Annotated in this window: 25 protein-coding genes and 1 pseudogene; 7 read left to right on the top strand and 19 right to left on the bottom strand. The window is 44.9% G+C overall.

Annotated elements, in window-relative coordinates:
• Positions 1-31: 31 nt before the first annotated feature.
• The 9 genes from JGK16_RS12670 to JGK16_RS12630 all read right to left on the bottom strand — a co-directional run bounded on the left by JGK16_RS12670 (position 32) and on the right by JGK16_RS12630 (position 3,812).
• The gene (locus JGK16_RS12670; RefSeq protein WP_293180632.1) at positions 32-673 is read right to left on the bottom strand and encodes a transglutaminase family protein; all 642 of its coding nucleotides are present in this window, start codon (positions 671-673) and stop codon (positions 32-34) included.
• Positions 636-1,193: an O-acetyl-ADP-ribose deacetylase gene (locus JGK16_RS12665; RefSeq protein WP_293190699.1), complete on the bottom strand. Its 558-nt coding sequence runs from the start codon at positions 1,191-1,193 to the stop codon at positions 636-638. Before JGK16_RS12665 ends, JGK16_RS12670 begins: the two co-directional genes overlap by 38 nt.
• 85 nt (positions 1,194-1,278) lie before the next feature.
• A complete protein-coding gene (locus JGK16_RS12660; RefSeq protein WP_293190698.1) occupies positions 1,279-2,136 on the bottom strand; it encodes a hypothetical protein in 858 nt (285 codons plus the stop codon).
• Between the two features lie 161 nt (positions 2,137-2,297).
• Positions 2,298-2,576, bottom strand: coding sequence for a type II toxin-antitoxin system PemK/MazF family toxin (locus JGK16_RS12655; protein ID WP_293190696.1), 279 nt, complete (start codon positions 2,574-2,576; stop codon positions 2,298-2,300).
• A complete protein-coding gene (locus JGK16_RS12650) occupies positions 2,570-2,818 on the bottom strand; it encodes an AbrB/MazE/SpoVT family DNA-binding domain-containing protein (RefSeq protein WP_293190694.1) in 249 nt (82 codons plus the stop codon). The genes JGK16_RS12655 and JGK16_RS12650 overlap by 7 nt, the downstream gene beginning before the upstream one ends.
• A gap of 195 nt (positions 2,819-3,013) precedes the next feature.
• On the bottom strand, positions 3,014-3,238 hold the full coding sequence (locus tag JGK16_RS12645; protein WP_293180617.1) for a hypothetical protein: 225 nt from the start codon (positions 3,236-3,238) through the stop codon (positions 3,014-3,016).
• A gap of 22 nt (positions 3,239-3,260) precedes the next feature.
• Positions 3,261-3,443 (bottom strand): type II toxin-antitoxin system RelE/ParE family toxin, encoded by a 183-nt coding sequence (locus tag JGK16_RS12640; RefSeq protein WP_293180794.1) that lies wholly within the window; start codon positions 3,441-3,443, stop codon positions 3,261-3,263.
• Positions 3,391-3,561, bottom strand: a complete 171-nt coding sequence (locus tag JGK16_RS12635; protein ID WP_293180614.1) for a type II toxin-antitoxin system RelE/ParE family toxin — start codon at positions 3,559-3,561, stop codon at positions 3,391-3,393. The genes JGK16_RS12640 and JGK16_RS12635 overlap by 53 nt, the downstream gene beginning before the upstream one ends.
• On the bottom strand, positions 3,558-3,812 hold the full coding sequence (locus tag JGK16_RS12630) for a hypothetical protein (protein ID WP_293190692.1): 255 nt from the start codon (positions 3,810-3,812) through the stop codon (positions 3,558-3,560). The genes JGK16_RS12635 and JGK16_RS12630 overlap by 4 nt, the downstream gene beginning before the upstream one ends.
• 380 nt (positions 3,813-4,192) lie before the next feature.
• Between JGK16_RS12630 and JGK16_RS12625 the strand changes: the two genes are divergently transcribed.
• On the top strand, positions 4,193-5,746 hold the full coding sequence (locus JGK16_RS12625; RefSeq protein WP_293190690.1) for a radical SAM protein: 1,554 nt from the start codon (positions 4,193-4,195) through the stop codon (positions 5,744-5,746).
• A gap of 93 nt (positions 5,747-5,839) precedes the next feature.
• On the opposite strand, the gene JGK16_RS12620 is transcribed toward JGK16_RS12625, so the two are convergent.
• From JGK16_RS12620 to JGK16_RS12585, 8 genes and pseudogenes are all read right to left on the bottom strand, one after another.
• On the bottom strand, positions 5,840-6,037 hold the full coding sequence (locus JGK16_RS12620; protein WP_293190688.1) for a hypothetical protein: 198 nt from the start codon (positions 6,035-6,037) through the stop codon (positions 5,840-5,842).
• Positions 6,034-6,408, bottom strand: coding sequence for a type II toxin-antitoxin system RelE/ParE family toxin (locus JGK16_RS12615; RefSeq protein WP_293190686.1), 375 nt, complete (start codon positions 6,406-6,408; stop codon positions 6,034-6,036). The genes JGK16_RS12620 and JGK16_RS12615 overlap by 4 nt, the downstream gene beginning before the upstream one ends.
• Entirely contained in the window at positions 6,398-6,682 is a 285-nt protein-coding gene (locus tag JGK16_RS12610; protein WP_293190684.1) for a hypothetical protein, read from the bottom strand. Before JGK16_RS12610 ends, JGK16_RS12615 begins: the two co-directional genes overlap by 11 nt.
• 92 nt (positions 6,683-6,774) lie before the next feature.
• Positions 6,775-7,119, bottom strand: coding sequence for a XisI protein (locus tag JGK16_RS12605; RefSeq protein WP_293190682.1), 345 nt, complete (start codon positions 7,117-7,119; stop codon positions 6,775-6,777).
• Positions 7,120-7,222: 103 nt separating this feature from the next.
• Entirely contained in the window at positions 7,223-8,275 is a 1,053-nt protein-coding gene (locus tag JGK16_RS12600) for a DUF4435 domain-containing protein (protein ID WP_293190681.1), read from the bottom strand.
• Position 8,276: 1 nt separating this feature from the next.
• Entirely contained in the window at positions 8,277-9,698 is a 1,422-nt protein-coding gene (locus JGK16_RS12595) for an AAA family ATPase (protein ID WP_293190680.1), read from the bottom strand.
• A gap of 171 nt (positions 9,699-9,869) precedes the next feature.
• Entirely contained in the window at positions 9,870-14,465 is a 4,596-nt protein-coding gene (gltB, locus tag JGK16_RS12590; RefSeq protein WP_293190679.1) for a glutamate synthase large subunit, read from the bottom strand.
• A gap of 305 nt (positions 14,466-14,770) precedes the next feature.
• Positions 14,771-16,037, bottom strand: a pseudogene (locus JGK16_RS12585) (IS701 family transposase).
• On the opposite strand from JGK16_RS12585, the gene JGK16_RS12580 reads away from it, so the two are divergent.
• From JGK16_RS12580 to JGK16_RS12570, 3 genes are all read left to right on the top strand, one after another.
• Complete coding sequence (locus JGK16_RS12580; protein ID WP_293185624.1) at positions 16,036-16,788, top strand: glutathione S-transferase family protein; 753 nt, start codon at positions 16,036-16,038, stop codon at positions 16,786-16,788. The pseudogene JGK16_RS12585 and the gene JGK16_RS12580 sit on opposite strands and share 2 nt — an antisense overlap.
• A 126-nt stretch (positions 16,789-16,914) precedes the next feature.
• Positions 16,915-17,637 (top strand): DNA/RNA nuclease SfsA, encoded by a 723-nt coding sequence (sfsA, locus tag JGK16_RS12575; protein ID WP_293190702.1) that lies wholly within the window; start codon positions 16,915-16,917, stop codon positions 17,635-17,637.
• A 59-nt stretch (positions 17,638-17,696) separates the two neighbouring features.
• Positions 17,697-17,906, top strand: coding sequence for a hypothetical protein (locus JGK16_RS12570; RefSeq protein WP_293185622.1), 210 nt, complete (start codon positions 17,697-17,699; stop codon positions 17,904-17,906).
• A 173-nt stretch (positions 17,907-18,079) separates the two neighbouring features.
• Here the strand turns inward: JGK16_RS12570 and ald are convergent, their stop codons facing one another.
• Both ald and JGK16_RS12560 read right to left on the bottom strand, forming a co-directional pair.
• Positions 18,080-19,168: an alanine dehydrogenase gene (gene ald, locus JGK16_RS12565; RefSeq protein WP_293190677.1), complete on the bottom strand. Its 1,089-nt coding sequence runs from the start codon at positions 19,166-19,168 to the stop codon at positions 18,080-18,082.
• Between the two features lie 103 nt (positions 19,169-19,271).
• Positions 19,272-20,117: a class I SAM-dependent methyltransferase gene (locus JGK16_RS12560; RefSeq protein ID WP_293185619.1), complete on the bottom strand. Its 846-nt coding sequence runs from the start codon at positions 20,115-20,117 to the stop codon at positions 19,272-19,274.
• 108 nt (positions 20,118-20,225) lie between these two features.
• On the opposite strand from JGK16_RS12560, the gene JGK16_RS12555 reads away from it, so the two are divergent.
• The 3 genes from JGK16_RS12555 to JGK16_RS12545 all read left to right on the top strand — a co-directional run bounded on the left by JGK16_RS12555 (position 20,226) and on the right by JGK16_RS12545 (position 24,036).
• Positions 20,226-21,821 carry a DEAD/DEAH box helicase family protein gene (locus JGK16_RS12555; protein WP_293185618.1) on the top strand — a complete coding sequence of 532 codons (1,596 nt, stop codon included), beginning with the start codon at positions 20,226-20,228 and terminating at the stop codon, positions 21,819-21,821.
• A 96-nt stretch (positions 21,822-21,917) separates the two neighbouring features.
• The gene (locus JGK16_RS12550; protein WP_293185617.1) at positions 21,918-23,132 is read left to right on the top strand and encodes a DUF790 family protein; all 1,215 of its coding nucleotides are present in this window, start codon (positions 21,918-21,920) and stop codon (positions 23,130-23,132) included.
• A 184-nt stretch (positions 23,133-23,316) separates the two neighbouring features.
• Positions 23,317-24,036 carry a DUF2786 domain-containing protein gene (locus tag JGK16_RS12545; protein WP_293185616.1) on the top strand — a complete coding sequence of 240 codons (720 nt, stop codon included), beginning with the start codon at positions 23,317-23,319 and terminating at the stop codon, positions 24,034-24,036.
• Positions 24,037-24,066 lie beyond the last annotated feature (30 nt).

Raw genomic sequence — 24,066 nt, 5'->3', positions numbered from 1 at the left:
GACGCCCATCCCACAAATATGTGTAAATTATTTAATTCACTATCCTGAGTGATTTCCAGTCGATCGCAAGGCCGTATTTCTGTGCGGAGTCGAGAGAAACGTCTGGAAGATTGAGCAGCAGTTTATCCCATGTACTGTGATTTTGTAAAGCCTCTACAACTACTCGCAGCGGCTCAGATAAAATGGTTTGAAAGTCTGCTTCTTCAGGAAACTGAATTTTAAATGCTAATTGCTCTTGAGGAGGTGTGAATTGAGCATTAACATTGTCGCGATTTCCTCTTGCATCAACGCGATACCAACCTACATCTGGCAAATAAACTGCATTGAAACCGTGCAAGGTGTAGGGCGCACCTTTGTCATCAAAGCTCAATCTTTGGTAGCAAAAACCTGCGGGAATGTTGTTGGCCCTCAGCAATGCTGCTAATAGGTGACTTTTGGCAAAACAATAACCTGTTTTGTGCTTTAGTACATCGGATGCTCGACAGGTGACGGGATTCATCTGATAGTCGTAGCTGTGGCGAATTTCGTCTCTAACCCACTCAAAACTAGATTGGGCGATCGCCTCTGATGTATGATGTTGTGATGCTATCTTGTTCGCGAGTGCTAAAATTGCGGGATGATCGCGATCTATAATGTCAGTCGCTGCTAAATAGGTTTTGATTTCTGGAATCATTTTTCTGATAGCCTTTCTGCCTGAGAACTGCTACAATCTTCTCATAAACCTGATGATTCTCCCAATCGAAGCAGCAAAAAGTTATGTTTTGAGGAGCGCCGTTTTTTTGCATTTCTTCGTAGCAGATTTTGACTGCAATCTCACCTGCTAAATCCTTAGGATATTTGTAAATGCCGGTGCTAATGCAAGGAAATGCGATACTCTCGAACTTTTGCTCGATCGCGATTTCCATACATTTGCGGTAACATTGGGCTAAGAGTTCGGGTTCTCCGCAGTCGCCTCCTTGCCATACGGGGCCTACGGTGTGGATGATGAAGCGCGCAGGTAAGCGATATCCTTTTGTGAGTTTAGCATCCCCGGTTTTGCATCCTCGGAGCGATCGACATTCGTCAACAAGTTCCGGGCCTGCTGCTTTGTGGATTGCGCCATCTACTCCACCACCTCCAAGCAAACTGGTATTTGCAGCATTGACGATCGCGTCTACTTTCAGTTGTGTGATGTTGCCTAAAATAACTTGCATAAAAATAATTAAGCTTTAAAAGTCCATACCTATAATGATACAGAGAGAGTGGGTGCGATCGCAAAATGAACAATTTGGAATCGCATCAAATCCCAGATTCAGTACAAGCTAGATTCAAATCATCAATCAACCCCAATCGTTGCGCCCACTCTGTTAAGTAACCCCGATCCAAATTATCAGATTGGACTTTCAGAATTCCCAAAACATCATTCCATTGTTTTTGAGACTTAGATTGTTGCCGCCAGAGCAGTTTTGCCAACACAATATCTTCAGGAGAAGCAATCCAAAATAGTTCTACACCAGCTTCGTCAAGCGCTTCTAATCGTCGTCTTGCCATTTTTGAGCGATCGAACTCAGTATCAGAATTCAGCACGATATCGGCGTTTAATACGGAAGTCATGTGAGTGACACTCAACACCATCCCTCTGCCCTTTTGAATATCTTCTACCGAACCCGGAGGGCAGTAAAAACCAGCCGTTTCTAGTGCTTCAACTAATCGAAAAATATTGTCCCGGATCAATTCAATTACTAAATCTAAATCCCGTGTCGTTCTAGGATCGCCATAGACAGAAGCGGCAACGCCTCCTGTAATATAATAAGGAATAGATAATGTTTGAAAAATTGGGTGCAACAGTCGGGCGATGTGGCTGGGATCTTGCGTCCACATAGACGGTTCACTGGTGGGGGTTAAAATTGGCAGCCATTTGCTACGTAAGATCGATCGGGCAAATCGCTCTTTGTAAGTTGAGGGACAAGCTTTTTTCATGCCGCGCAAGCTAACAGTTTTTGCCCAACGATTTAATTTTACCCCTATTTGCCAGCGTTGGGAATTGGTGAGTTGTCGCAGTAGGTAGAAATCAATTGCATCAGCTTCAGGAGTTTTATCATCTGACTGGGGACGATATCCAGGTTTGATGGATATTTTCGGTATGGATTGAATCATTTTGCTTGTTGATTTCCCTAGTTCTATACATGATATCAGTTAACAAGTCTAACCACATAATTGCCGTATTCTTGATGATCAACTACTCATCAAGAATCATATTTTCAAACAAAATAGGTTCAATTCTCTTCAAGACTTCCTTAACTAAATCTTCTGGACATTCACCGATCGAACTTGCTTGCCTTGCGCGATAATCTTGCATAACGTAGTTGATCTGTCATAATTACACCTGTCACCGCTTCACCTTCTGGAATGGGAACATAAAACGGATTTTTTCGTTGTGTGGTGCTAATCGGACAGACAAACACAAACCCCATTTTTTGGTTAAATTTAGTTTGACTCACAACCAGTGCAGGTCGAGTACCCATTTGTTCGTGTCCGGCTTGAGGATCGAAATTGAGGCGAATAAAATGACCTCGTTCGGGGATGTAGTTTACCAAACTTCTTCTCCTTCTGGTTTCCCCCAAGAGATTTCTTCGCTGGGTTCTATTTCGCCTGCCAATAGTTCATCTAGGGTATATTTGGAAATTTTCTGATTTACAGGCTCTATGACCATTTTTCCATTTTCTATACTGCAAATTACGGAATCATCTGCTTTCAGATTGAACAATTTTACAATATAGTCTGGTATTGGCAAAGCTAAGGAATTACCCAAGTTGCTGAGGTGTATTTTTGCTGTCATACATTTGCGATTTTAATGCTCAGGTTTATCTATTATAACCGCTAGATAAGGTTGGGCGCGATCGGGCGCAGGGGTTCAGAAACCGGGTTTCTTCGTAAAATCTCGTGGGGAGGCGTCAATTGTCGCAGAAACCCGGTTTCTTGGATTTCGCGGGGGGACTCAGAAACGGGGTTTCTTCACAAACCTAGTCAACTATTAAAGTTGAAACAAGGGGAGGGTTTGTCCGGTAATTGCCTCATGGAAGCCTTGCTGAATCCCTTCGAGGACTGTTTCAATGGGGTCATCATCAGGATCGATGTCAGTATCTTCCGGTACTAAAACAATAATCCTAACGTGGCTGTGGTTGGCAAAAGCAAGGGGGCGATCGATACAAAGCATTCCTCGATCGTCAATTTTTCCAGTAGTTTCAATCGCTTTCATAATATCAGAAACTCGATACAGTTCACTCAGAGAATAAATCTTCTAAATCTCGGTAGCCGCTAACAACCCGCAGAACTTCAATTCCTGCTTCGATCGCACTGTAGAAAATTAGGTAATCATCGATCGGAAAACTCCGTACATTTTCCATTAACTCATCCCGATTGCGTCCCAGAAGGAGGAAACTTCGAGAGAGTTTGACACTTATTGTTAATTCTGTCCAGAAAGCTTTCTGCTGCATCAAAACCGCTGCGATCGGCAATATAGTCCATAATGTTTTCTATATCCCGACTTGCCGGAACTGTAAATCTACAAATCTGATTCATCTATCTGCTTGCGTGCGACGTTGTTGCAGCTTTAAGCGCAAACTCCGAAACATATCTTCAGCATTAATTACTTCACTTCGATCGGCCGCATCCATTCCCAGACGAATTTCTTGCTGGAGTTCTTTGAAGCGTCCTTTATAAATATGCTCCCATTTATCTGACTGCAAGAGTTTGATGAAAGCTAAGACTTCTTGTTGCTGGTCTGGCGATAAGACCTTCACATTTTCCAAAATGGCTTGTTCGACGGTCATAATTATCCCTTTTTTTTGATTGTTATTCTACAATCTAGTAACAACATTATATCGCACGGGTGGCTTGACAGCAATTCAGGGGTGAGTTCAATTGCGATCGGTTGTCGATCGCTCAATTAAATCGCAAATAACTTCCAGGTAGCGTCGCAACTGCTACAGTATTTCCCAACAAATCGAAAAACTAAATGATTAATAAAATAGTCAATTTGACTCATCTCATCTAGATTAATCTATTTTTATGCTATCGTCTGATTTTATTAAAGAGTAGCTCACCGACTTGTGCTACCGTCTAGGGGTTGCGATTGGCTTCCCTGGTGTCGCAGGCGATCGCGAGCCGGAAAAAATCCCATCCTCTTATCCCACATTCCCAATCCTCCATTATGATAGCTAAAAACTCTCCCACAATTGGACTGATTGAACCTCCAGCAACGGGACTCTATGATGCAGAAGGTAAAAATTGGACTTCTTTATACAGACATCGTTCCTTAATCAGCAAGCAAGTTTTGATTCCTGACTTGCAAGCAGGAGGATTTGATGCCCGATTGGTCAACCTCAGAGACGACAATTATAGTGAAGAATTTGGGGAAATTGTCTGGAAAGGGATGACCCTGCGGAAAACTTACGTTGGGGGCAAAATTGCTGCCCTAGATCCCCAGGCCTTCGATGCTTGGGGCATTACAGTGAATTTCTCCCAAGACCGTCAAGTCACTTGTATGGTGATTGAGCATCTGGCTAAGGGAGGTCGTCCCATTGTCGTTGGTGGGTCGGATGCTTTCGCTGAACCGCACCACTACTTGAAGGCTGGCGCAGCAGCAGTCGTTCAGGATAAATCTGGGGCAGCGAATTGGGCTATTTTTGACTATGTACTGGGAAAAACCCCACGAGAAGAACTCACGGGTGTCATTCTCGCAGATGGTAGACAGTATCCCAGGAAGGCTAAAGCCAAAAGTCCAGAGGAGTGGGCACTACCATCGGTGGAAGTGGCGCGGGAGTGTTTAGGGACACTGCCCAATGTCCAGGGAACTGTTCCAGTAGGTTCGTTGGTAGCTGACATTGGTTGCGATCGCACCTGCGATTTTTGCATGACACCTACCTACGGCACTGGCTTTCGGAGAATGTCTCCTGAAACATCCCTCAAATGGTTGGCGATTCAGAAAGAAGCGGGGGCTCGATCGATCAATATCGGTTCCGATCAATTCCTCGCCCGTGGACTCTTTCCTGAGGGGCGACAAGAGATCCTCGACATTACCAATGGTGCGCGGGAGATGGGAATAACTCTGATGTGGCCCAATGGTTTAGAACTGAGGAAAACAACTCTCGGCGCTGGGCGTAACTATGAAAGCAGCGACCTCAGACCTGACGAAGAACTGATTGAAGCACTGTTTGGCTGGGACGGCAAAGTCGGTTGTCCTTTGGCTTATATCCCTGCCGAACGTCCCGTTTTTGGACGAGAAGCTTACAAGAAGCTCCTTCCTTGGCAAGAGCATTGTACCTTGATGAAATCTGTGGTCAGAACTGGTGTACCTGTGATTGCTTATGGGATCATTATCGGGCTACCCGACGATGACCATGAGGACTTGTTACTTCTTGAGGAAGCCATCTCAGAATTGGTCGATGAACTGGTAGAGATTAACCCGCAATTGGAATTTCAGACTTCGTGCTACAGCATTATTCCCTTGCCCGGAACTCCGCAATCTTATGACTTACGGAAATCAGGAATGCTACAGTTTGAAGACCCCTGTCTTTGGGGGGTATGGACAACGACTTCCAATACTAAGCACCTTACCTACGAGCAGGTTTCCGATTGGCAAATTCGTCTATCTAAGATTCGGAAATCTCCGTCTGAATTTACCAACTATAACGGCGAATATTCAGCGATGGTTAGTGACGCTTCCTCCGACGACTCAAAGGTTGTGTTGGCAAATTTGAACTAAACACCGCTCGTGGGAGATTACATCGGCGAATTTGCGAGCGAGGATGAAGAAAATGAAGAGGAATCTGAGGTATAATCAATGCCTTTTTGACGCTTAGCAGAACGCTCGATTTCCCAAGGTACAAGCGATCGCCCAAAACCCGGTTTCTCGGATTAGCGTGCGGGGTTCAGAAACCGGGTTTCTGTGACAATTCAAATTGCGGGCGATCGCAAATAACTTCCAGGTAGCGTCGCAACTGCCTTCAGGAAGGTTGCACAGCAAGATGACATCTGAATAAAGTTGATAGTTCATAATTCTTCTGATTCGGGCAATTGTTGCTCGTATTGGCCTAGAATTTCTCGAACTGTTTCGGCCGCGATGTCTGATAGATCTGATTTAGAATAGATAGTCACCAAAACGATGGAATCGCTAGTTTTGAGGTAATAAATAGCACGGTAGCCAGCGCTTTTGCCTTTTTGAATGTCGCTGTTTTTAATTCTGACTTTGAAAATTTCGTACTCCATTCCCGGAATGCGATCGCCCGGAAGTTCCCCCGCTTGAAGTTGTTCGATTACAGGCTGAATGTCTTTGCGAATGTTGCGATAGCGTTTGCCTAAAGTTCGCAAGTCTCTTTGAAATCGGGGGGTGAGTTCAATTGCGATCGGTTGTGGATCAATTGTCATCAATGCCATCCCACAGTTGAGACAATGGGAGAGTTTGTCCGGTAATTGCCTCATGGAAGCCTTGCTTAATCCCTTCGAGGACTGTTTCAGTAGGGTCATCATCGGGATCGATGTCAGTATCTTGACGAATTTCTTGTTGCAGTTCTTTGAAGCGTCCTTTATAAATATCTTCCCATTTATCGGACTGCAAGAATTTGATGAAAGCTAAAACTTCTTGTTGTTGGTCTGGCGATAAGACCTTCACATTTTCCAAAATGGCTTGTTCTACGGTCATAATTATCCCTTTTTTTGATTGCTATTCTACCATCTAGTAACAACATTATATCAAACGGGTGGGTTGACAGCAATTCCAAGTTTCATAAACTGCTAGGAAACTACTGCAAAATCCGTGTACTGTCGCATTCCAGGCTCATGAAATGCTAACACAATATCTTCCTTGGGAACTCCTGCACGCACTAAATCCGTTGCAATCCCATCTTCTGTCCAGTCTTCCTCAATCCAGAATTTGCGATCGCGAATCCGAACGTAAACAGTCATCCCGGTAATACGTTCTCCCTTTTGCCAGCCCAGATTCATCCACATATAATGACCGTTTGGTTCGTCGGTAATTAAGAATGTTTCGATGCCTGGTTGAGGACGGCGATTAGACAATTCGACATACTCGGTTAAAATCTGTTTGATTAGCTTGGGATACTCGGTTAGTTTATCCATTGTACAATTTCCTCTACTTCTGTATTGACGACAATTAGCGGAAGTTGATGTCTGTTTACAATTAATTGATTTGTGAAGCGTCCAACAATTCAGTACGGCCCAATCAATCGTGTTTTCCCGGTATAATTTCAGTTTCGCCGTCACAGGAAAGTTCACTCATTAGTTTTTGTTGGATTGCTTTTATATATTTATCTTCAATAGCATAAATAATATATAGAAAGCTATCACCTATTTTAGTCTTGATATCTTGTTTGGAAGCATTTTCAATACGGCTGATTGTATTATTTCTATCATTTTCTGAAGCTTGGCTTAGTTCCTGTCTAACCTCCTCTATCCTAGATTTTTTCAACAAGTCAGTAATTTTTATCGTAAGTGGTTCGACAAAGTTTTCTAAGACACCATGTCCGTAAAAGAATGATAAAGTTTCTTCTGGATGTATCTCGTACCGATCAATTAATTTTGTCCTGAGTTGGAGAACCTCATACTCTATAACTGATTCATACCATCCTTCACCCATTGATGCTTCAAGATTCTTTAATACACGATCTACTCTGTCTTTAATGGTCTGATATAAGTTGATTTCATCTTCTAGGCTATTATATTGAATATCTTGAAAGTTCAAAATCTTACGAAACTGTTCATTGTTGATAATTCCATCAAAACTAGAATAATTTCCAGTCTCTTTAAGATGTATCCAAATGTAAAATAGAGGAGAAATTTCTTGAGAAATACGTTCAAACAAAGTTTTAAAATCATACCTTTTGTCAGCTATTTGCTTGCAGATCTCATTTAATGACAAAGGGTTGCACTGAAAATTTTCTCTACTATGAACAATAGTATGGTAGATATATCTGTCAATATACCAAACATTATTTTCATATAAATATTCGCAATCACTATCAACGCAGATAATCATTTTTTTATTAACGTAGTTCTTGAATTTTTTCAAAATATCCTTTCCACGTGTTCCTTTTGGATGCGGATTTGGAAAATCAAGTTTATCTTTTAAACTTGGCTCGGCGTGTTCAATAATACATCGCCAAAAACCATTGTCATACATATCTTCACACAACACAGAAAGATTGCAACCCCTCTGAAAGGCATCAGCCACCATTCTTTCAGAAATCTCTTTATAAGTTAGATCGTCTACCATCATGCTACCTCTTGGAACTTAGTTTGTTTAAGTAAATATCATTGGCTTTTACTCCGTAGTAGTTTCGCACTTCTTCCAACAATTTAATTTCATCTGCATTTTTTGCTTTTCCCAACAAGGTACTAAAAGTAATAATGTCGGGATATAGCTGTAGCTTTCCATTAGCACTTAGGGATTGAATCAAATCAATACCTTCTCTAACCCCATTAACTTTTTTAATTAAGGTATTTAGGGTGATATCATTAGGTTTAACGAGATGCAATCTCGTGTAAGTTTCTGATTCCATTAAATCAAAAATCTCTTTTGCATCTTCATAGTTATTCAATTTTGAGATGAGAGTTGTAAATGTTATTACATCAGGGTAAATCGCCCGATCCTTCAGGAAATCTAACAATAAAATAGATTCATCTTTTGTGAATGATGTATAGGTATTAATTTTACGGTTGAATTGATAAAGCTGAGCCAGTTTGTTACCTGATAAGTCATTAAATTCATCTTTTATGTTTTGTACACGTTCTTTTGAGTGGAAAGTTTTTTCTTCTAAAATCTCACTAGCTACGACCAAATTTGAAGGAGACTGAATCTCCTCGATTCTACTAACCTTTTCAATCCAGCCTTGGTAATAGGTAGTTGGTGAATGGGTTGCCATAATGATTTGGCAGATCGGATTTATTTGTCTAATATGTTGAATTAAGCTCCGTTGCCAATCAATATGTAATGATATTTCTGGTTCATCCATTAGTAATATGTATGGCTTTTTATCCTGAAGTAATGTTGTGAATAGAATAATCAAAATTTGTTTTTCACCAGATGAAAGACTTTCAGGTGAAATTGGATTGTCACTACCCATCTCCAAAAAATTAAATGCTTTTTCATCGAATTTTTTTCCTGTTTGGTTGAAAAGTTCAGATAAAATTTTTAAAAAAATATTTTTCGGCTTATAGATAGATTCAATTTCCTCTAGTTTATCATTTCTTGATTCGCGATCGTAGTCACTTGTAAGTATTGCTTCAACTTGATTTAGCAAGTCTCTTTGATAGATAATGAATTCTTGTTTTAATTTATTGAGGTGGAAATCAAGTAATGTTGTATTGGGATCGGAACTCTTTTCGACAACATCGAATGTATTGATCAAGTTTGTCTTTAAGTGATAACTCGTATCTCCTTGGTTGCCTGTTATACTTCTACTTGCACTATCAACTACGATGACAATATCGTTTTCCAACTCAATAATCATTTTATCGATCGGGTCAAACAATCTAAAATTAAGTCTACTATCTTCAGGCCATACTGCCTCATTAAGCATTCGTAGGATTGTTGATTTGCCTGAACCATTCTTGCCAATCAAAACATTGACATCTGTATGAAGTATCCAGGAGAAATCATTTCCCCGAAAATTCTTGATTTCAATTTTACGTATATACATAGTCCGCCCTTCATTGTTTTTTGGTTATTGATGAGGAATAGGCAATTACTGCTTAATAACAGCCATTACCCATTCCTCATCTTAAACTCTAACTTCCACCAATCCTAGCCACATCGCGAGTAATCGCTTCGTGGGGATTCCAAGATTGTCGCATAAACCCGGTGTCTTGGACTAACTACCCCCAATCCGGGCCACATCGCGAGCGTTTTCTTCAAATGCCGCCGTCAGCGCATCATCACCGCTTAAACCCGCAGCGATCGCCCTTTCAATGGCCTGCAACACCCGCTTGTAATCCTTCGGCATTACCTTCACAAACACCGGCAACATCGCATCCCAATTTGCCAAAACCTTCGATGCGATCGCACTTCCAGTCAAATCGAAATGAGTCTGAATTAATTGCCGCAAATCAGCAATTTCCTCAGCATCCTCCAGTTTTTCCAGCGCCACCATCGACATATTGCAGCGAGTTGCAAAATCACCCGCCTCATCCAAAATGTAAGCAACGCCGCCACTCATTCCCGCTGCAAAATTGCGCCCGGTTTCACCCAAAACCACAACTTTGCCACCAGTCATGTACTCGCAACCGTGATCGCCCACACCTTCGACTACTGCGTTAACGCCGGAGTTACGCACCCCAAAACGTTCGCCGGCCAGCCCTCGGATGAAAACCTCGCCAGATGTGGCTCCGTAAAGCACTACGTTGCCGACGATCGCGTTTTCCTCTGCGACAAAGGTGGAAGCTAACGACGGGTACAAGATGATTTTGCCGCCGCTGAGGCCTTTGCCCAAATAGTCGTTGGCTTCGCCTTCGAGCTCTAGGGTGACTCCTTTGGGTACGAATGCGCCAAAGCTTTGTCCGGCGCTGCCTTGGAAGTGCAGGTGCACCGTGTCATCGGGCAAGCCTTCCCAGTGGCGTTTGGTGATTTCGTTGCCGAGAATTGTGCCGACAACCCGGTTGATGTTGGTAATTGGGAGTTTGGCGCGGACTGGTTCGCCGTTTTCGATCGCACTTTTGCACAAATCCAGCAGTACACTAAGATCGATCGACTTTTCCAAACCATGATCCTGCGCCATCTGACAATAGCGCCCAACATCCGCCCCAACTTCCGGCTGATACAGGATGTTCGAGAAGTCCAAACCCTTAGCCTTCCAGTGTTCCACCGCTTGTTGCGCTTCCAAAACATCGGTGCGCCCGACCATTTCATTCAGCGTGCGGAAGCCCAACTGCGCCATGATTTCGCGGACTTCTTGGGCGATGAATGTCATAAAGTTTACCGTGTGTTCAGGATCTCCGGTAAAGTTTTTCCGCAACAGGGGATCTTGTGTCGCAACGCCGACAGGGCAAGTGTTCTGGTGGCAAACACGCATCATAATGCAGCCCAAAGTCACCAGCGGCGCGGTGGCAAAACCGAATTCCTCAGCACCCAGCAGTGCAGCAATTGCTACATCGCGGCCGGTTTTGAGTTGTCCGTCGGTTTCAACGGCGATTCGGCTGCGGAGATTGTTGAGTACCAGGGTTTGGTGGGTTTCGGCCAATCCCAACTCCCAAGGTAATCCGCAGTGTTTGATCGAAGTTTGGGGCGACGCGCCTGTACCGCCGTCGTAGCCTGAGATCAGCACGACATCGGCGTGGGCTTTGGCGACACCTGCTGCGATCGTCCCAACTCCCACTTCTGACACCAATTTGACGCTAATCCGCGCTTCCCGGTTGGCATTTTTCAAGTCGTGAATCAATTCTGCCAAATCTTCGATCGAATAAATGTCGTGGTGAGGCGGAGGCGAAATCAAGCCCACACCGGGAGTTGAGTGCCGCACCTTGGCAATCCACGGGTATACTTTTTTACCGGGTAACTGTCCGCCTTCTCCGGGTTTTGCCCCTTGCGCCATCTTGATTTGGAGTTCCTTCGCTTGGGAAAGATACAAGCTGGTAACGCCGAAACGCCCGGAAGCAACTTGTTTGATCGCACTATTTTTTGAGTCACCGCGATCGTTTGTCCAAGTGTATCTTTCTGGATCTTCGCCACCTTCACCAGTGTTCGATTTGCCACCAATGCGGTTCATCGCTACGGCTAGAGATTCGTGGGCTTCTTGGGAAATCGAACCATAACTCATCGCCCCAGTTTTGAAGCGTTTGATAATAGATTCGATCGGTTCAACTTCCTCAATCGGAATCGATTCCCGCTGCTTGAATTCCAGCAAACCGCGCAGGGTGAAATGCTGTTGACTTTGTTCGTTAACCAGCCCGGAATACTGTTTGAAAAGCGGATAACTTCCCTCGCGCACGGCTTTTTGCAGGGCGTGAATGGTTTGCGGGCTGAACAAGTGGGCTTCCCCTTCCTTGCGCCATTGATATTCGCCGCCGACATCGAGGGTGTGTCCGCTGGATGGGCGATCGGGGAATGCGTGGGTATGGCGTAAAATCGCTTCTTGGGCGATGACTTCGAGGTCTACTCCTGCAATTCGCGATGCTGTCCAAGTGAAGTATTTATAGACTACGGATTTGTTTAAGCCGATCGCCTCAAATATCTGGGCACCACGGTAACTTTGAATTGTGGAAATCCCAATTTTCGACGCAACTTTGGTCACGCCTTTGGTTGCGGCTTTCACGTAGTTTTTGCAAGCTGTCTTAGTATCAACATTTACCAGCAGACCTTCGCGGATCGAATCTGCGATCGTCTCGAAGGCCAAATACGGATTGATCGCACCGCAACCGTAACCGATTAAAGTCGCAAAGTGATGGACTTCGCGCGGTTCACCGGATTCGAGCACCAGTCCCGCCCGCGTGCGCGTACCTTTGCGGATCAGGTGGTGGTGCAAGCCCGCAACTGCTAGCAATGCGGGAATTGGAGCGTTTTCGGCATCGATTCCCCGATCGCACAAAATCAGAATATTCACCCCAGAGGCGATCGCGCGATCGGCTGCTGCGAAAACATCTTCTAGCGACTGTTCAAGACCTTTTACACCAGTTTTGGGGTCGAACAAAATCGGTATCGTAATCGACTTGAAATTGCCTTGGGAAACGTGTTTGAGTTTAGCCAATTCTTCATTGCTGAGAATTGGTGTTTTCAACTCAATCAAATGACAGCTTTCTGGTTCCGGCTTGAGCAAATTGCGTTCAGATCCGATTGTCGTTTCCGCAGAAGTGACAATCTCTTCGCGGATCGAATCAATGGGCGGATTCGTAACTTGGGCGAACAGTTGCTGGAAATATTCATAAAGCAATTTTTGCCTGTTCGATAAAACAGCAAGTGGCGTATCCGCGCCCATCGCGCCGACAGCTTCCACCCCATCCCGTGCCATCGGTGCTAACAGCAACCGCAGTTCTTCAAAGGTGTAACCAAAAGCCATTTGCTGCTGCAATAAATCCACTGCCTTCTTGGGAGAGTTGACTGAATCTACGGGCGCGTCTGGTAGCTTGGCGATTTCGACCATGTGCTGGTCAATCCACTCGCGGTACGGATGTTCGGAGGCGATTTGATGTTTAATTTCCTCGTCAGAAACGATGCGGCCTTCTGCGGTATTTACCAGGAACATCCGGCCTGGTTGCAAACGGCCTTTTGAAAGAATTCGTTCCGGCGCGATCGGCAAAACACCCGCTTCCGATGCCATAATTACTAAGTCATCTTTGGTGACACAGTAACGAGAAGGACGCAAACCATTGCGATCGAGTACAGCCCCGATCGATGTACCATCCGTAAACGCGATCGAAGCCGGGCCATCCCAAGGTTCCATCAAGCAGGAATGGTATTCGTAGAAAGCCTTTTTCTCGTCACTCATCGACTCGTGGGCCGTCCAAGGTTCGGGAATCATCATCATGATAGCGTGAGGCAAAGAACGCCCGGCCAAAGTCAGCAATTCTAAAGCATTATCAAAAATAGTTGAATCGCTACCTTCGACATTGATTAAATTGGGGATTTTCTTTAAATCATCGCCGAATAGTTCCGACTCGAACATCGATTGCCGCGCGTTCATCCAATTGATGTTGCCGCGCATCGTGTTAATTTCGCCGTTGTGGGCGATGTAGCGGTAAGGGTGCGATCGTTCCCAACTTGGGAAAGTATTGGTGCTGAAGCGCGAGTGAACTAGGGCTAAAGCGCTTTCCATGTCGGGGTCGTGCAGTTCGGGATAATAATCTCCAACTTGCACGGGCATCAACATTCCCTTGTAGACGATCGTCCGGCATGACAGTGTGGAATTATACCAGTATGGGTCTTTGTCTGTCCTGCGAATCGCATTGTGGGTGCGTTTGCGGATCACGTAGAGTTTGCGCTCAAAACCCGCCTCGTCCATACCTGGGGCGCGACTCAGGAACACTTGCTGCATAAATGGTTCGCTAGCTTTGGCGGTGTCGCCCAGAGACGAGTTATCTGTGGGGACATCGCGCCAACCGAGCACGGGACATCCTTCTTCGGCGGCGATTTCGGCAAAGATGCGTTTGCCATTTTCCCGTTGAGTCCGATCGCGCGATGAGTAAATCGCACCAACACCGTACTCGCCGGCTGCTGGAAGTTCGATGTTTTCGGCTGCGGCTGCTTTCTTCAGAAACTTGTGGGGCACTTGCATCAAAATGCCCGCGCCGTCTCCGGTATTGGCTTCGCAGCCGCACGCACCCCGATGGTCAAGATTTAACAGGATTGTCAATGCCTGTTCAACTATTTCGTGGGATTTGTTACCCTTGACGTGTACAATAAATCCGACTCCGCAAGCATCGTGCTCGAACTGCGGATCGTACAGCCCTTGTTTTTGTGGCAGTCCGTTGTTGTTCATTTTGATGTATCTCTCAAAGTGGCGAAAAGATTTTGATCTAGAGTAGAGCGTGGGATGGCGATCGACCTAGTATCCAGGGTAAGCGCACGTTAAATAGTAGCTCAGGATACAGATTAATAAGCCAGATACTGAAGTTAAAGGTGCAATGCTAAAGGTTTGTGAGATTTCCCCGCTTCGAGGCTGACACAAGGTGACACTCTCTGGGTGTTCCCACCTCTTGGTTCCCGTTATGTCTCAAGGATTTGCGCCCGCTGTTGAACTGACCACACAGGAGTGCGGTTCCCTTAGCGGGACTTAAACAAATTTTAAGCCCAAACAAGGCCTAAACTGGCTTTATAAGCGGAGAATACGTCCCAATTTTGGTTCAACCATTTCACAAATCTAAAAGATATGGCTGTCCGAAATGCTTCGAGTGCATCATTAAAAGTGTTTAAAGGTTTGTTTGCCCATTGGCGCCTTAATCCTCCTGTTAAGGTATGCCAGAGAATGAAAGTGTAAGCACAAAACACCATAATGAAATGTCTTTTTAGGCTGATTTCATCTCTGACTTGATATTCATTTAAGCCCAACCAGCCCTTGGCTTCCCGATAGAAAACTTCAACCCAATTTATGAGTGAATAAGTTTTTACTATCCACTCCTTTGTCGCTGTTGATACGTCAACATTACCGATCAAATAATCTATTTCAGTGGCGGTATCGAAAGTTTCTGCATTCATGACGATGGCCATTACTTTCTTACCCGTGCATTTTGATAATTCGACGAATTGAATTGCTACCCATACTGTTCTAGGTCGTTCTAAAGAAAGTTGAATTTTTGTGAAAGCCTCTACAGGTAAGGCTTTAGCTAAATTATCTACTCGAATCTCTTCTGTTTCATCTACTGTTTTTTGAATTATTACTTTACGATTCTTGGCAAGTCCTCCGATATATTTTAGTTTTCGGTTTTCCAATTCTTGTAAAAAACTGGTGTTATTACCATACCCTGCATCCATCAAGACTATTCCTGGTTTATAGCCTCTCGCTAAGGTCTTGTCGATTAAATTTATGGCTATTTCTGGCTTCTTTTTGAAGTCTGGGTCATCTTTTCCTTTTGGTAATGAGTCGGCTTTTTTATATAATTCAATATCTAATGGCAGGCTCTTCTTACCATCATATAGATGACTGGTAACTACTACTACCCCATTATCAGTTTTTCCGATTTGTCCGATGTATTGTCTGCCTACAGCGTCGGTAAAGTTACCACTTTTTCTATGTCCTGAATCATCTATTATCAGGCTAAATCCTCGACTAATCTTGGCGCAAGTTGCACTGATTCATTACGTCTAAGCGACGTTCGTTGAGTTCATTGAATGACCAAGGCGCTGTTGTTAAAAAATGATGTAATTTGTGGTAAGTTACTCCGACAGCGTTTTCTGCCATCTGTGACAGGTTTTTTCGTTCGCTTTCTCCCAATAATCCCCCTAAATAGTTCCTAAACTCTCGTTTTTGGGCAAGATGACCAAAAATATCGTCAAATCTTTGACACCATCTATCGAAGCAGGGGGGCATCGCGGCAGGGGTTGTCTCTTTCATGGGTCATTTTTTAACGTTATCTGCTTGCTATGTAAGCATTATAACCTATTTTTATCGTATTTTCTGTTTAAGTCCCGCTAATGCCCGTCGCGTCTGGATTGCTTTGCTAGAAAAAGAGATTGAGTTTGAATTGGTGTCGATGAAATTAAACGGCGATCAGTTTCAACCAGATTTTTTGGATATTAGCCCTTTTCACCACATTCCGGTTTTGGCTGATGGCGATTTTCATTTAATAGAAAGTCTCGCTATGCTTGATTATCTGGAAGCTAAGTATCCGACGATCGCACTATTGCCACAGAATGCTCGGGATTTGGCGATCGTCCGCATGGTACAAATGGTAACAGTCAACGAATTGACACCAGCGCTGAGTCCCTTTGTCCGCCAGACTTTCGGCGGCGCAGGCGAACCGGAGAATCTGGAAAAATCTGCGCTGCAAGTGGCGGCGGTACTCAGATTTTTTGAGGAGTTGTTGGGCGATACACCTTTTTTTGGCAGTAACACGATTACCCTGGCGGATGTTGTGGCTGGTGTTTCCGTGCCTTGGCTGCCCGAGTTAGGCTTGTCTTTGGAGGAATACCCCAAATTGGAGGATTGGTGCGATCGCTTAAATTCCCGCGCTTCTTGGAAAGAAACACAAGCCAGTCCGGAACTGGTGGAAGCTTTTAAAGCGCAGATGAAACAGTTGATGAAAGGTAAACAACAGCAGCCTTTAAATGATGAAATTAATGAGCTTAGAAGAGAAGATAAATAAGTGATTTATGGTTGGGTGGGGGCGGGTTTTTGAGATTGTCAATTATTGGCACGTATTGTTGGTGAACCCGCCCCTACAGCAATTATGTCTATTTACCAATGCCCCATGCCCCATGCCCCTATCCCCATGAACGACTTAATTTACAAATATCCCCCTCTCTTACCCGGCACTTTAATCAAGCGGTACAAACGATTTTTCGCAGAAATCGAACTGGCTTCGGGAGAAATTATCACCGCGCACTGTCCGAATACTGGCCCGATGACTGGTGTTTTAATTCCCGGCAATCCAGTGCTAGTATCTCCCAGTGACAATCCCAAACGCAAGTTAGCTTATACTTGGGAATTAATTAAAGTTTGCGATACTGTACCAACCTGGGTGGGAGTTAATACCGGGCTGCCAAATCGAGTAGTTAAATTAGCTTTGGAATTGCAATTGTTTCCTGAATTGGGAAATTACAGTTTGATTCAGCCGGAGGTTGTTTACGGAAAAGATAAAAAAAGTCGAGTGGATTTTTGGCTGACTGGTGGGGAAAAACCGATTTTTGTGGAAGTTAAAAATACAACTTGGGTTAAAGATACATTAGCTTTATTTCCCGATACAGTCACAGAACGGGGACAGAAACATTTGAGAGAATTGATCGAAGTGGTGCGGCAGGGTTCGAGGGCTGTAATGCTGTATTTTATTAATCGCGGCGATTGTACGGATTTTGCGCCTGGGGATAGTGCCGATCGCATTTACGGACAATTGTTCAGACAGGCCATCAGTGAAGGTGTGGAAGTTTTGCCTTGCCGCTTTGACGTAACTCCCGAAGGTGTCCGGTATTTGGGTTTGGCAAAACTGGATATTTGACAGTTGACCGCTTGACAGTTTGAGAGCAACCTCTACCTAGAAGGAAGAGGATTGGAGTAATGAATAGTCTGACTTTAATTTCTCCCTCAAATGATTCCGGCTTTCAACCAATTCTTTCTGGTAACTGTTGCTTTGAGGATCGAAAATCCGTGAACCGAGTAACTCCCGTCGTCGATGAAAAAGCAAACCGGATCGATTACCTTTTTTGTTTAGAAACAGGCAAGATGCCCGTTCCACAATATAGCCTTTCTCACAAAGATGAGGTATGACTGACAGCTTACATAACCTCCCAGACAAAGAGGGCTCTCTTCCCAACAACGTCCGCGAATCTTTCTGAGAACCACAATACATGAATTTTCTTGTGGGGAGTAGGGGTTGGGCATCCTGCCCGCGCCAAAATACAATTTAGATGCGGGACAACTTACTTAAAAAAAGAGGCAATTTAATCTGCCAAATCTGGGAAAACTTCCCGGACGGCCGGATGCACCAGTCGGTGATTCTGCACGTTCAATCCCTTCGCCAAACTCGGATTCATTTCCAAAGCTTTAATCCCGTTATTTGCCAACTGCAAAACATAAGGCAAAGTGCTGTTATTCAAAGCTTGAGTTGCAGTCCAAGGCACTGCACCGGGCATATTTGGTACGCCATAATGCACAACTCCTTCCTCTACATAAGTAGGATTTGTGTGAGAAGTTACTCGCAAAGTTTCGACACAGCCACCTTGATCGACGGCTACGTCAACAATTACAGAACCGGGCTGCATTTTGGCGACAAATTCGCGCGAAAGTAGCACCGGAGCTCTTTTTCCTAAGACTAAAACTGCACCGATTAATAAGTCAGCATCGGGAACAACTGCTTCTATTTGCAAAGGACTGCTGTAAAGGTATTCTACTCTGGAACCGAATAAAGTTTCCAAGTAGGCTAGCCGATCGACATTTACATCTAAAATCTGCACCCTAGCGCCCATTCCGACAGCAATGCGGGCTGCTTCTGTGCCGACGATTCCGCCGCCCAAAATTACAACTTTGCCCGGTCTTACCCCCGGTACGCCCCCCAAAAGTACGCCTTTGCCGCCTTGCTGTCGTTCCAGAAACCGAGCACCGAACTGCACGGCCAAACGCCCTGCAATAATGCTCATCGGGGTTAGCAGGGGCAATTTCCTGTCGGGGAGTTCGACGGTTTCGTAGGCGATAGCCTGGACTCCGCTGTTGATTAAGTGCTCGGTTAATGTGCGATCGGCTGCCAAGTGCAAATATGTAAATAGCAACTGCTCTTTTTGGATCAGCGGATACTCAGTAGGTAATGGTTCCTTAACTTTGACAATTAGTTGCCGGTTCCAGACATCTGAAGCCTTCGAGACAATCTTCGCCCCGGCTTCAATGTAGTCCTCATCAGCAAAACCAGCCCCAGCCCCAGCATTCGTTTCGACGAAAACTGTGTGGCCTTTGTCCGAACAAGCCCGCACGCTGGTGGGACTGAGTCCGACTCGAAACTCTAAATCCTTGATTTCCTTGGGGACGCCTATTTCCATCTATAACCTCAAATTTCAGGCTTATGTCGATCGAATTTAACGCAAAAATCAGCCCTAGCGGGACAATACCATTGGAGATTTTAGATTTGGGAATCGGGCTGGGCTAGGAGAATATTTGTTTGATTTTCAGCCATTGCGATCGCAATTTCCAAAATTTGTCATTTTCCATAAGGTCGATCGATCTTTTAGCCTGCTCCAACTCTAACTCAAGCTGCTGCATCCGAGCTTGCGAACTCTGCAATTGGGACTTAACCTCCTGCAACTGAATTCGCACCTCCTTTTCCCCAGTATTTTTCTTAATCGCAATATCGTGATAGCCTAGGAACTGAAGCGCCAGAAATACTATTTCCCAGTCATTCGCAATACAAAACTCATTAACTGCTTTCGCCACACCGTAAGGCATGATTTCGCATACAGACCAATTCGTATAATCGTTAAAAACCATCATCCCGTCAGATTTCACCTTTGTATAACCTCGATTGATATCTTTGCATACACCTTCATAAGAATGATCGGCATCGATGTAAATCCAATCAAAATACTCTTCTGGAAAACCGCCTAAAATTGTCGATGAATCACCTTCGTGAAGTTCGACAGTCCCATTTTCTATCCCTGCTTGCAATAGGGGATTTTGTTTGCGATCGATTTCCGCTTTAAATGCCTCGAAATTACCATCAATTAAATGCAGCTTTTGGGGCTGGGTAATAGCAAGTATTTTCTCGGCAAATCGCCCATATTGAGTGCCAACCTCTGCAACCACACTATTTTTAGGTAAACATTCCAATATTTTGATGCGACTTTCAACCAGGCGACAGTTTTTGACATGGCAATTTTGCAGTGTTGGCGAAACAAGTACCAATGGATTGTCATTAAAATTATTCCATTTCTCATTATCCCAGCCTTCAGTCGCTGCTAAAAAATTTTGTTTGTATTGCAGAAAGTCAAACATACGATCGCAAAAGTAAGAGAACTTTAATTTGAAAGTAAAGACTTCAGTCCTTACTTTTCCTATATCCTATATAATTTAACAGCAACGATTCACCGCGTCTCAAAAAAAATGCCACGCATACCTACATTAACATTCGATCGCGGAACGCTCCTACTGCACCCACCGCCCAGAGGCCGAGACTGGGCGGACTTTGCCACGTGGGACGATCGCGTGGAAAAATTTCGCATTCGAGCAATTCACTACCGCCCGCTGGTAGAATCGCTTCAGGCCGACTGCACTAACTTCACCGACGACGCCCGCGGATACGAACTACTCGAACTCGTATCCAGCGTGGCAATGCAGCCTTACCCGCACCAACAAGAAGCCCTAGCAGCTTGGCAAGAAGCAGGAAGCCAAGGAGTAGTCGTCCTCCCCACGGCTTCGGGCAAAACTTATGTGGCCCAATTAGCCATGCAAGTCACAGGCCGCAGTACATTAGTCGTAGTACCAACTCTCGATTTAATGCACCAGTGGTACGCTAATTTGAAAGCAGCTTTTCCCGACATCGAAATTGGATTGTTAGGCGGAGGTTCGCGGGACAAAACGCCAATTTTAGTAGCAACCTACGACAGCGCCAGCATTCACGCCGAAACCTTGGGAAATAAATACGGCTTGCTGGTGTTTGACGAATGCCACCATTTACCAACGGACTTTTATCGAGTAATATCCGAATATGCGATCGCGCCTTTTCGACTCGGACTGACAGCAACACCCGATCGCACAGACGGACGCCACAGCGACTTACACTTCCTCATCGGCCCCACAGTATATAGCAAAAAACCCGAAGATTTAGCAGGCGACGCCTTAGCCGACCATAAAATAGTGCAAATCATGGTCAAACTGTCAAAAGAAGAAACCGATCGCTACAGCGAAGCCATGAACATTCGCAACGACTTCCTCAAACAGTCCAACATCAAAATATCCAGCCTCGAAGGATGGAAACAGTTTATCATGGCCAGCGCGCGATCGCCCTTAGGAAGGCGCGCCATGATTGCCCACCGCCAAGCCAAAGAAATCGCCCTTTGTACCGAAGGAAAACTGCGAATCTTAGCTCAAATTTTAGCCGAACACTCTCCCCAGCGCACCCTAATCTTCACCGGAGACAACGCCACAGTCTACCGAATTTCCCAAGAATTTCTCATCCCCACAATCACCCACCAAACCCCAGTCAAAGAAAGGCACGAAATCCTCGATAAATTTCGCAGCGGCGAATACAAAACCCTAGTCGCATCCCACGTTCTCAACGAAGGAGTGGACGTACCCGACGCCAGAATTGCTATTATACTGTCAGGTACGGGAAGCGAACGCGAATACATCCAAAGATTGGGTCGAGTTTTGCGAAAAAGCAGCGATGTAAATAAACTAGCAATTCTCTACGAAGTCGTCACCGAAGACACCACCGAAGAAAGAACATCCCAGCGCCGCCGAGGCGGAATGCAAGTTCACAAACCCCAACCAAAAACACCAATAGAACCACCACCAGCAGAATATCCGAAATTAGAAACAGTCAAACCAACACCGATTTACGGAGTCAACCGAGAGACAACCAAAAAAGCAGCAGAAACACCAGCAAAATGGGGAGATGATGATGACATTCCCAAGACAACCAAAAAAGCCGCAGAATCACCCGCAAAATGGGGAGATGATGATGACATTCCCTGGTAGCACGCCTAAATTATTCCTTCTTCCTTCGATCAACTGTCAACTGTCAACTGTCAACTGTCAACTGTCAACTGTCAACTGTCAACTGTCAACTGTCAAATGCTACCAACCGATCTACTAAGCCACCGTCAAAACGGCGAATCAATCATCCCGCTACGCCTCAAGATAGATGCTAAAAATCTCGATGCGGCTACCGAAACGATCGCCTGCTTCCAGGAGTCGATCGGCAAAACCCAAGGCGAACTCGACGGACGCTTGCTAGAATTAGAAGGCGACAGCCCCGACTATCGGCTGAAACGGGGATTAGCGCACCTCCTCAAAGGCGGTTTCTCTACTTTGGAAGTTGTTAGCCCCCTAGAACCATTGGAGTTGAGACAGCGCGTATTTGCCTTGTCAGCGCGATCGACACCCAGCCCACAATCCACCCAAATAACCCTCGAAACAGTAGCCACAGAGCTCAGCCAAGACTTAAACAGAGAAGTTTTTACCCACGAAATCAAAACAGGTTTATACGCCGATTTAAACGAAAACAAAATCCTCACCGAATTTGACGCACCAACACCCGAAAACTTACTTCACAGATACAACCTTTCCCAAGTCCAAGGCATATTTTACCGAGCAAGTCAAGTTCAATTAACCGCGCACCGCAACGATCCAGGAGAATACAAACTCCTCTTTCGCTATTTAAAATTATTTCAATTAATGACCTACATCGAAGGCGATGCAGACCACGGATTTACCCTCACAATCGACGGCCCCACAAGCTTGTTCAAACCCAGCACCCGCTACGGCTTAGCCCTCGCCAAAATGCTGCCCGCACTCCTACACGTCACCAAATGGAGTATGCACTCAACTCTGCAAACCAAAGATGCTTTCAGCGGCGTTGTGAAAACAGGTAAATTCACCCTAAATTCCGACTGCGGTTTAGTCAGCCACTATCCCCCAGGCAAACCCTATGATAGTATGTTAGAAGCAGCATTTGCTGGCAGGTGGGATAGCTTAAAAACCGAGTGGAAACTCGAACGAGAAGTTGACTTAATCCCAATTCCAGGAAGCGTGATGATTCCCGACTTTCGGTTAGTCCATCCCGACGGACGAGTATTTATATTAGAAATAGTCGGCTATTGGCGGCCGGAGTATTTGCAAAAGAAATTTGCTCAAGTACACAAATCTGGATGCGACAACTTGATTTTAGCTATTTCCGAACGGCTGAATCTGGAAAAAGCTGGGGTTAATGTAAAAGAAGTTCCTGCAAAAATAGTTTGGTTTAAAGATAAATTGCAGCCAAAATCAGTCCTAGAAATCCTCGAATAGTACACCAATCAGTAGCAAACTTCTCTCTCCCTCTCTTCCTCTGCGGCCTCTGCGGCCTCTGCGGTTCAAACCTCTTAAATTAAATTATCCTAAAAGAACGATCGCACATTCCAACATTCTAGTAAAATAGAAACATCCCCAAAACCTTGCCACCGCGTAGTCTCACCCCCAAACCAATCAAAAAATGGTAGAAACAAGCATTGTCGAAAAAATCAAAAAGCTGTTAGCCCTCGCCACCTCATCCAACGAAAACGAATCAACCGCTGCGGCAGCAAAAGCTTCCGTTTTACTGGCGCAGTACAATCTCAGCCTCGCCGATTTAGGCCCCAATCACCAAGAAGAGATCGATCAAAGCGGAGTTGAGACAACATCCAAATTTGTCACTTGGAAAATGATCCTGTTTTCGGGAATTGCGGAAGCCAACGGTTGTACAGGTATGCGGAACAATTATAGTGGTAGTATGTTTTTGGTGGGAAGCTCTACAAATCTGATTGTTTGCAAGCACCTGTATGAATATTTGAGTTCTGCGATCGAGAAACGGGCGAAATATCGCAAAGGAAGCGGCCGGGGACTGGCGTATCTGAACGCTTTTCGGGTGGGATGCGCCACAAGGTTGCGACAAAGGCTGCTGGAACAAAAGCGGGAGATGGAGGAGTCGGGGATTCCGGGCTCGGTTGATACAGCGGCTACTCCTGCTATTGTAGTGCGATCGATGTTTGAGAAGAATGAACAGGCGATCGCAGATTATTTAGAAAGCCAAGGAGTTAAAGTCAAAACCCGAGCCGGTGCTCAAATCAGCAGCGAAGTCGGTTTTAATTCCGGTTATGAAGTAGGCGACAAAATTAGCTTGCAGAAGCAAGTGCAACCGGAAGGAGAACAAAAAAAACTTAATGAATGTGTTTGAGTTCTGGATTAAAAAAACTGCTTCCTAGGC

Source organism: Microcoleus sp. PH2017_09_SFU_O_A (assembly GCF_020738625.1).
In the GTDB taxonomy this organism is placed as follows: Bacteria; Cyanobacteriota; Cyanobacteriia; order Cyanobacteriales; family Microcoleaceae; genus Microcoleus.
The sequence above is the reverse complement of the archived record's forward strand: the minus strand, read 5'-3'. Positions and strand labels throughout refer to the sequence as shown.

What these genes read in the sequence shown, in the direction of transcription:
- JGK16_RS12670 (WP_293180632.1), bottom strand. Translation starts at nt 673, where the DNA reads ATGATTCCAGAAATCAAAACCTATTTAGCAGCGACTGACATTATAGAT.
- JGK16_RS12665 (WP_293190699.1), bottom strand. Translation starts at nt 1,193, where the DNA reads ATGCAAGTTATTTTAGGCAACATCACACAACTGAAAGTAGACGCGATC.
- JGK16_RS12660 (WP_293190698.1), bottom strand. Translation starts at nt 2,136, where the DNA reads ATGATTCAATCCATACCGAAAATATCCATCAAACCTGGATATCGTCCC.
- JGK16_RS12650 (WP_293190694.1), bottom strand. Translation starts at nt 2,818, where the DNA reads ATGACAGCAAAAATACACCTCAGCAACTTGGGTAATTCCTTAGCTTTG.
- JGK16_RS12645 (WP_293180617.1), bottom strand. Translation starts at nt 3,238, where the DNA reads ATGAAAGCGATTGAAACTACTGGAAAAATTGACGATCGAGGAATGCTT.
- JGK16_RS12635 (WP_293180614.1), bottom strand. Translation starts at nt 3,561, where the DNA reads ATGAATCAGATTTGTAGATTTACAGTTCCGGCAAGTCGGGATATAGAA.
- JGK16_RS12630 (WP_293190692.1), bottom strand. Translation starts at nt 3,812, where the DNA reads ATGACCGTCGAACAAGCCATTTTGGAAAATGTGAAGGTCTTATCGCCA.
- JGK16_RS12625 (WP_293190690.1), top strand. Translation starts at nt 4,193, where the DNA reads ATGATAGCTAAAAACTCTCCCACAATTGGACTGATTGAACCTCCAGCA.
- JGK16_RS12620 (WP_293190688.1), bottom strand. Translation starts at nt 6,037, where the DNA reads ATGAACTATCAACTTTATTCAGATGTCATCTTGCTGTGCAACCTTCCT.
- JGK16_RS12615 (WP_293190686.1), bottom strand. Translation starts at nt 6,408, where the DNA reads ATGACAATTGATCCACAACCGATCGCAATTGAACTCACCCCCCGATTT.
- JGK16_RS12610 (WP_293190684.1), bottom strand. Translation starts at nt 6,682, where the DNA reads ATGACCGTAGAACAAGCCATTTTGGAAAATGTGAAGGTCTTATCGCCA.
- JGK16_RS12605 (WP_293190682.1), bottom strand. Translation starts at nt 7,119, where the DNA reads ATGGATAAACTAACCGAGTATCCCAAGCTAATCAAACAGATTTTAACC.
- JGK16_RS12600 (WP_293190681.1), bottom strand. Translation starts at nt 8,275, where the DNA reads ATGATGGTAGACGATCTAACTTATAAAGAGATTTCTGAAAGAATGGTG.
- JGK16_RS12595 (WP_293190680.1), bottom strand. Translation starts at nt 9,698, where the DNA reads ATGTATATACGTAAAATTGAAATCAAGAATTTTCGGGGAAATGATTTC.
- gltB (WP_293190679.1), bottom strand. Translation starts at nt 14,465, where the DNA reads ATGAACAACAACGGACTGCCACAAAAACAAGGGCTGTACGATCCGCAG.
- JGK16_RS12580 (WP_293185624.1), top strand. Translation starts at nt 16,036, where the DNA reads ATGGGTCATTTTTTAACGTTATCTGCTTGCTATGTAAGCATTATAACC.
- sfsA (WP_293190702.1), top strand. Translation starts at nt 16,915, where the DNA reads ATGAACGACTTAATTTACAAATATCCCCCTCTCTTACCCGGCACTTTA.
- JGK16_RS12570 (WP_293185622.1), top strand. Translation starts at nt 17,697, where the DNA reads ATGAATAGTCTGACTTTAATTTCTCCCTCAAATGATTCCGGCTTTCAA.
- ald (WP_293190677.1), bottom strand. Translation starts at nt 19,168, where the DNA reads ATGGAAATAGGCGTCCCCAAGGAAATCAAGGATTTAGAGTTTCGAGTC.
- JGK16_RS12560 (WP_293185619.1), bottom strand. Translation starts at nt 20,117, where the DNA reads ATGTTTGACTTTCTGCAATACAAACAAAATTTTTTAGCAGCGACTGAA.
- JGK16_RS12555 (WP_293185618.1), top strand. Translation starts at nt 20,226, where the DNA reads ATGCCACGCATACCTACATTAACATTCGATCGCGGAACGCTCCTACTG.
- JGK16_RS12550 (WP_293185617.1), top strand. Translation starts at nt 21,918, where the DNA reads ATGCTACCAACCGATCTACTAAGCCACCGTCAAAACGGCGAATCAATC.
- JGK16_RS12545 (WP_293185616.1), top strand. Translation starts at nt 23,317, where the DNA reads ATGGTAGAAACAAGCATTGTCGAAAAAATCAAAAAGCTGTTAGCCCTC.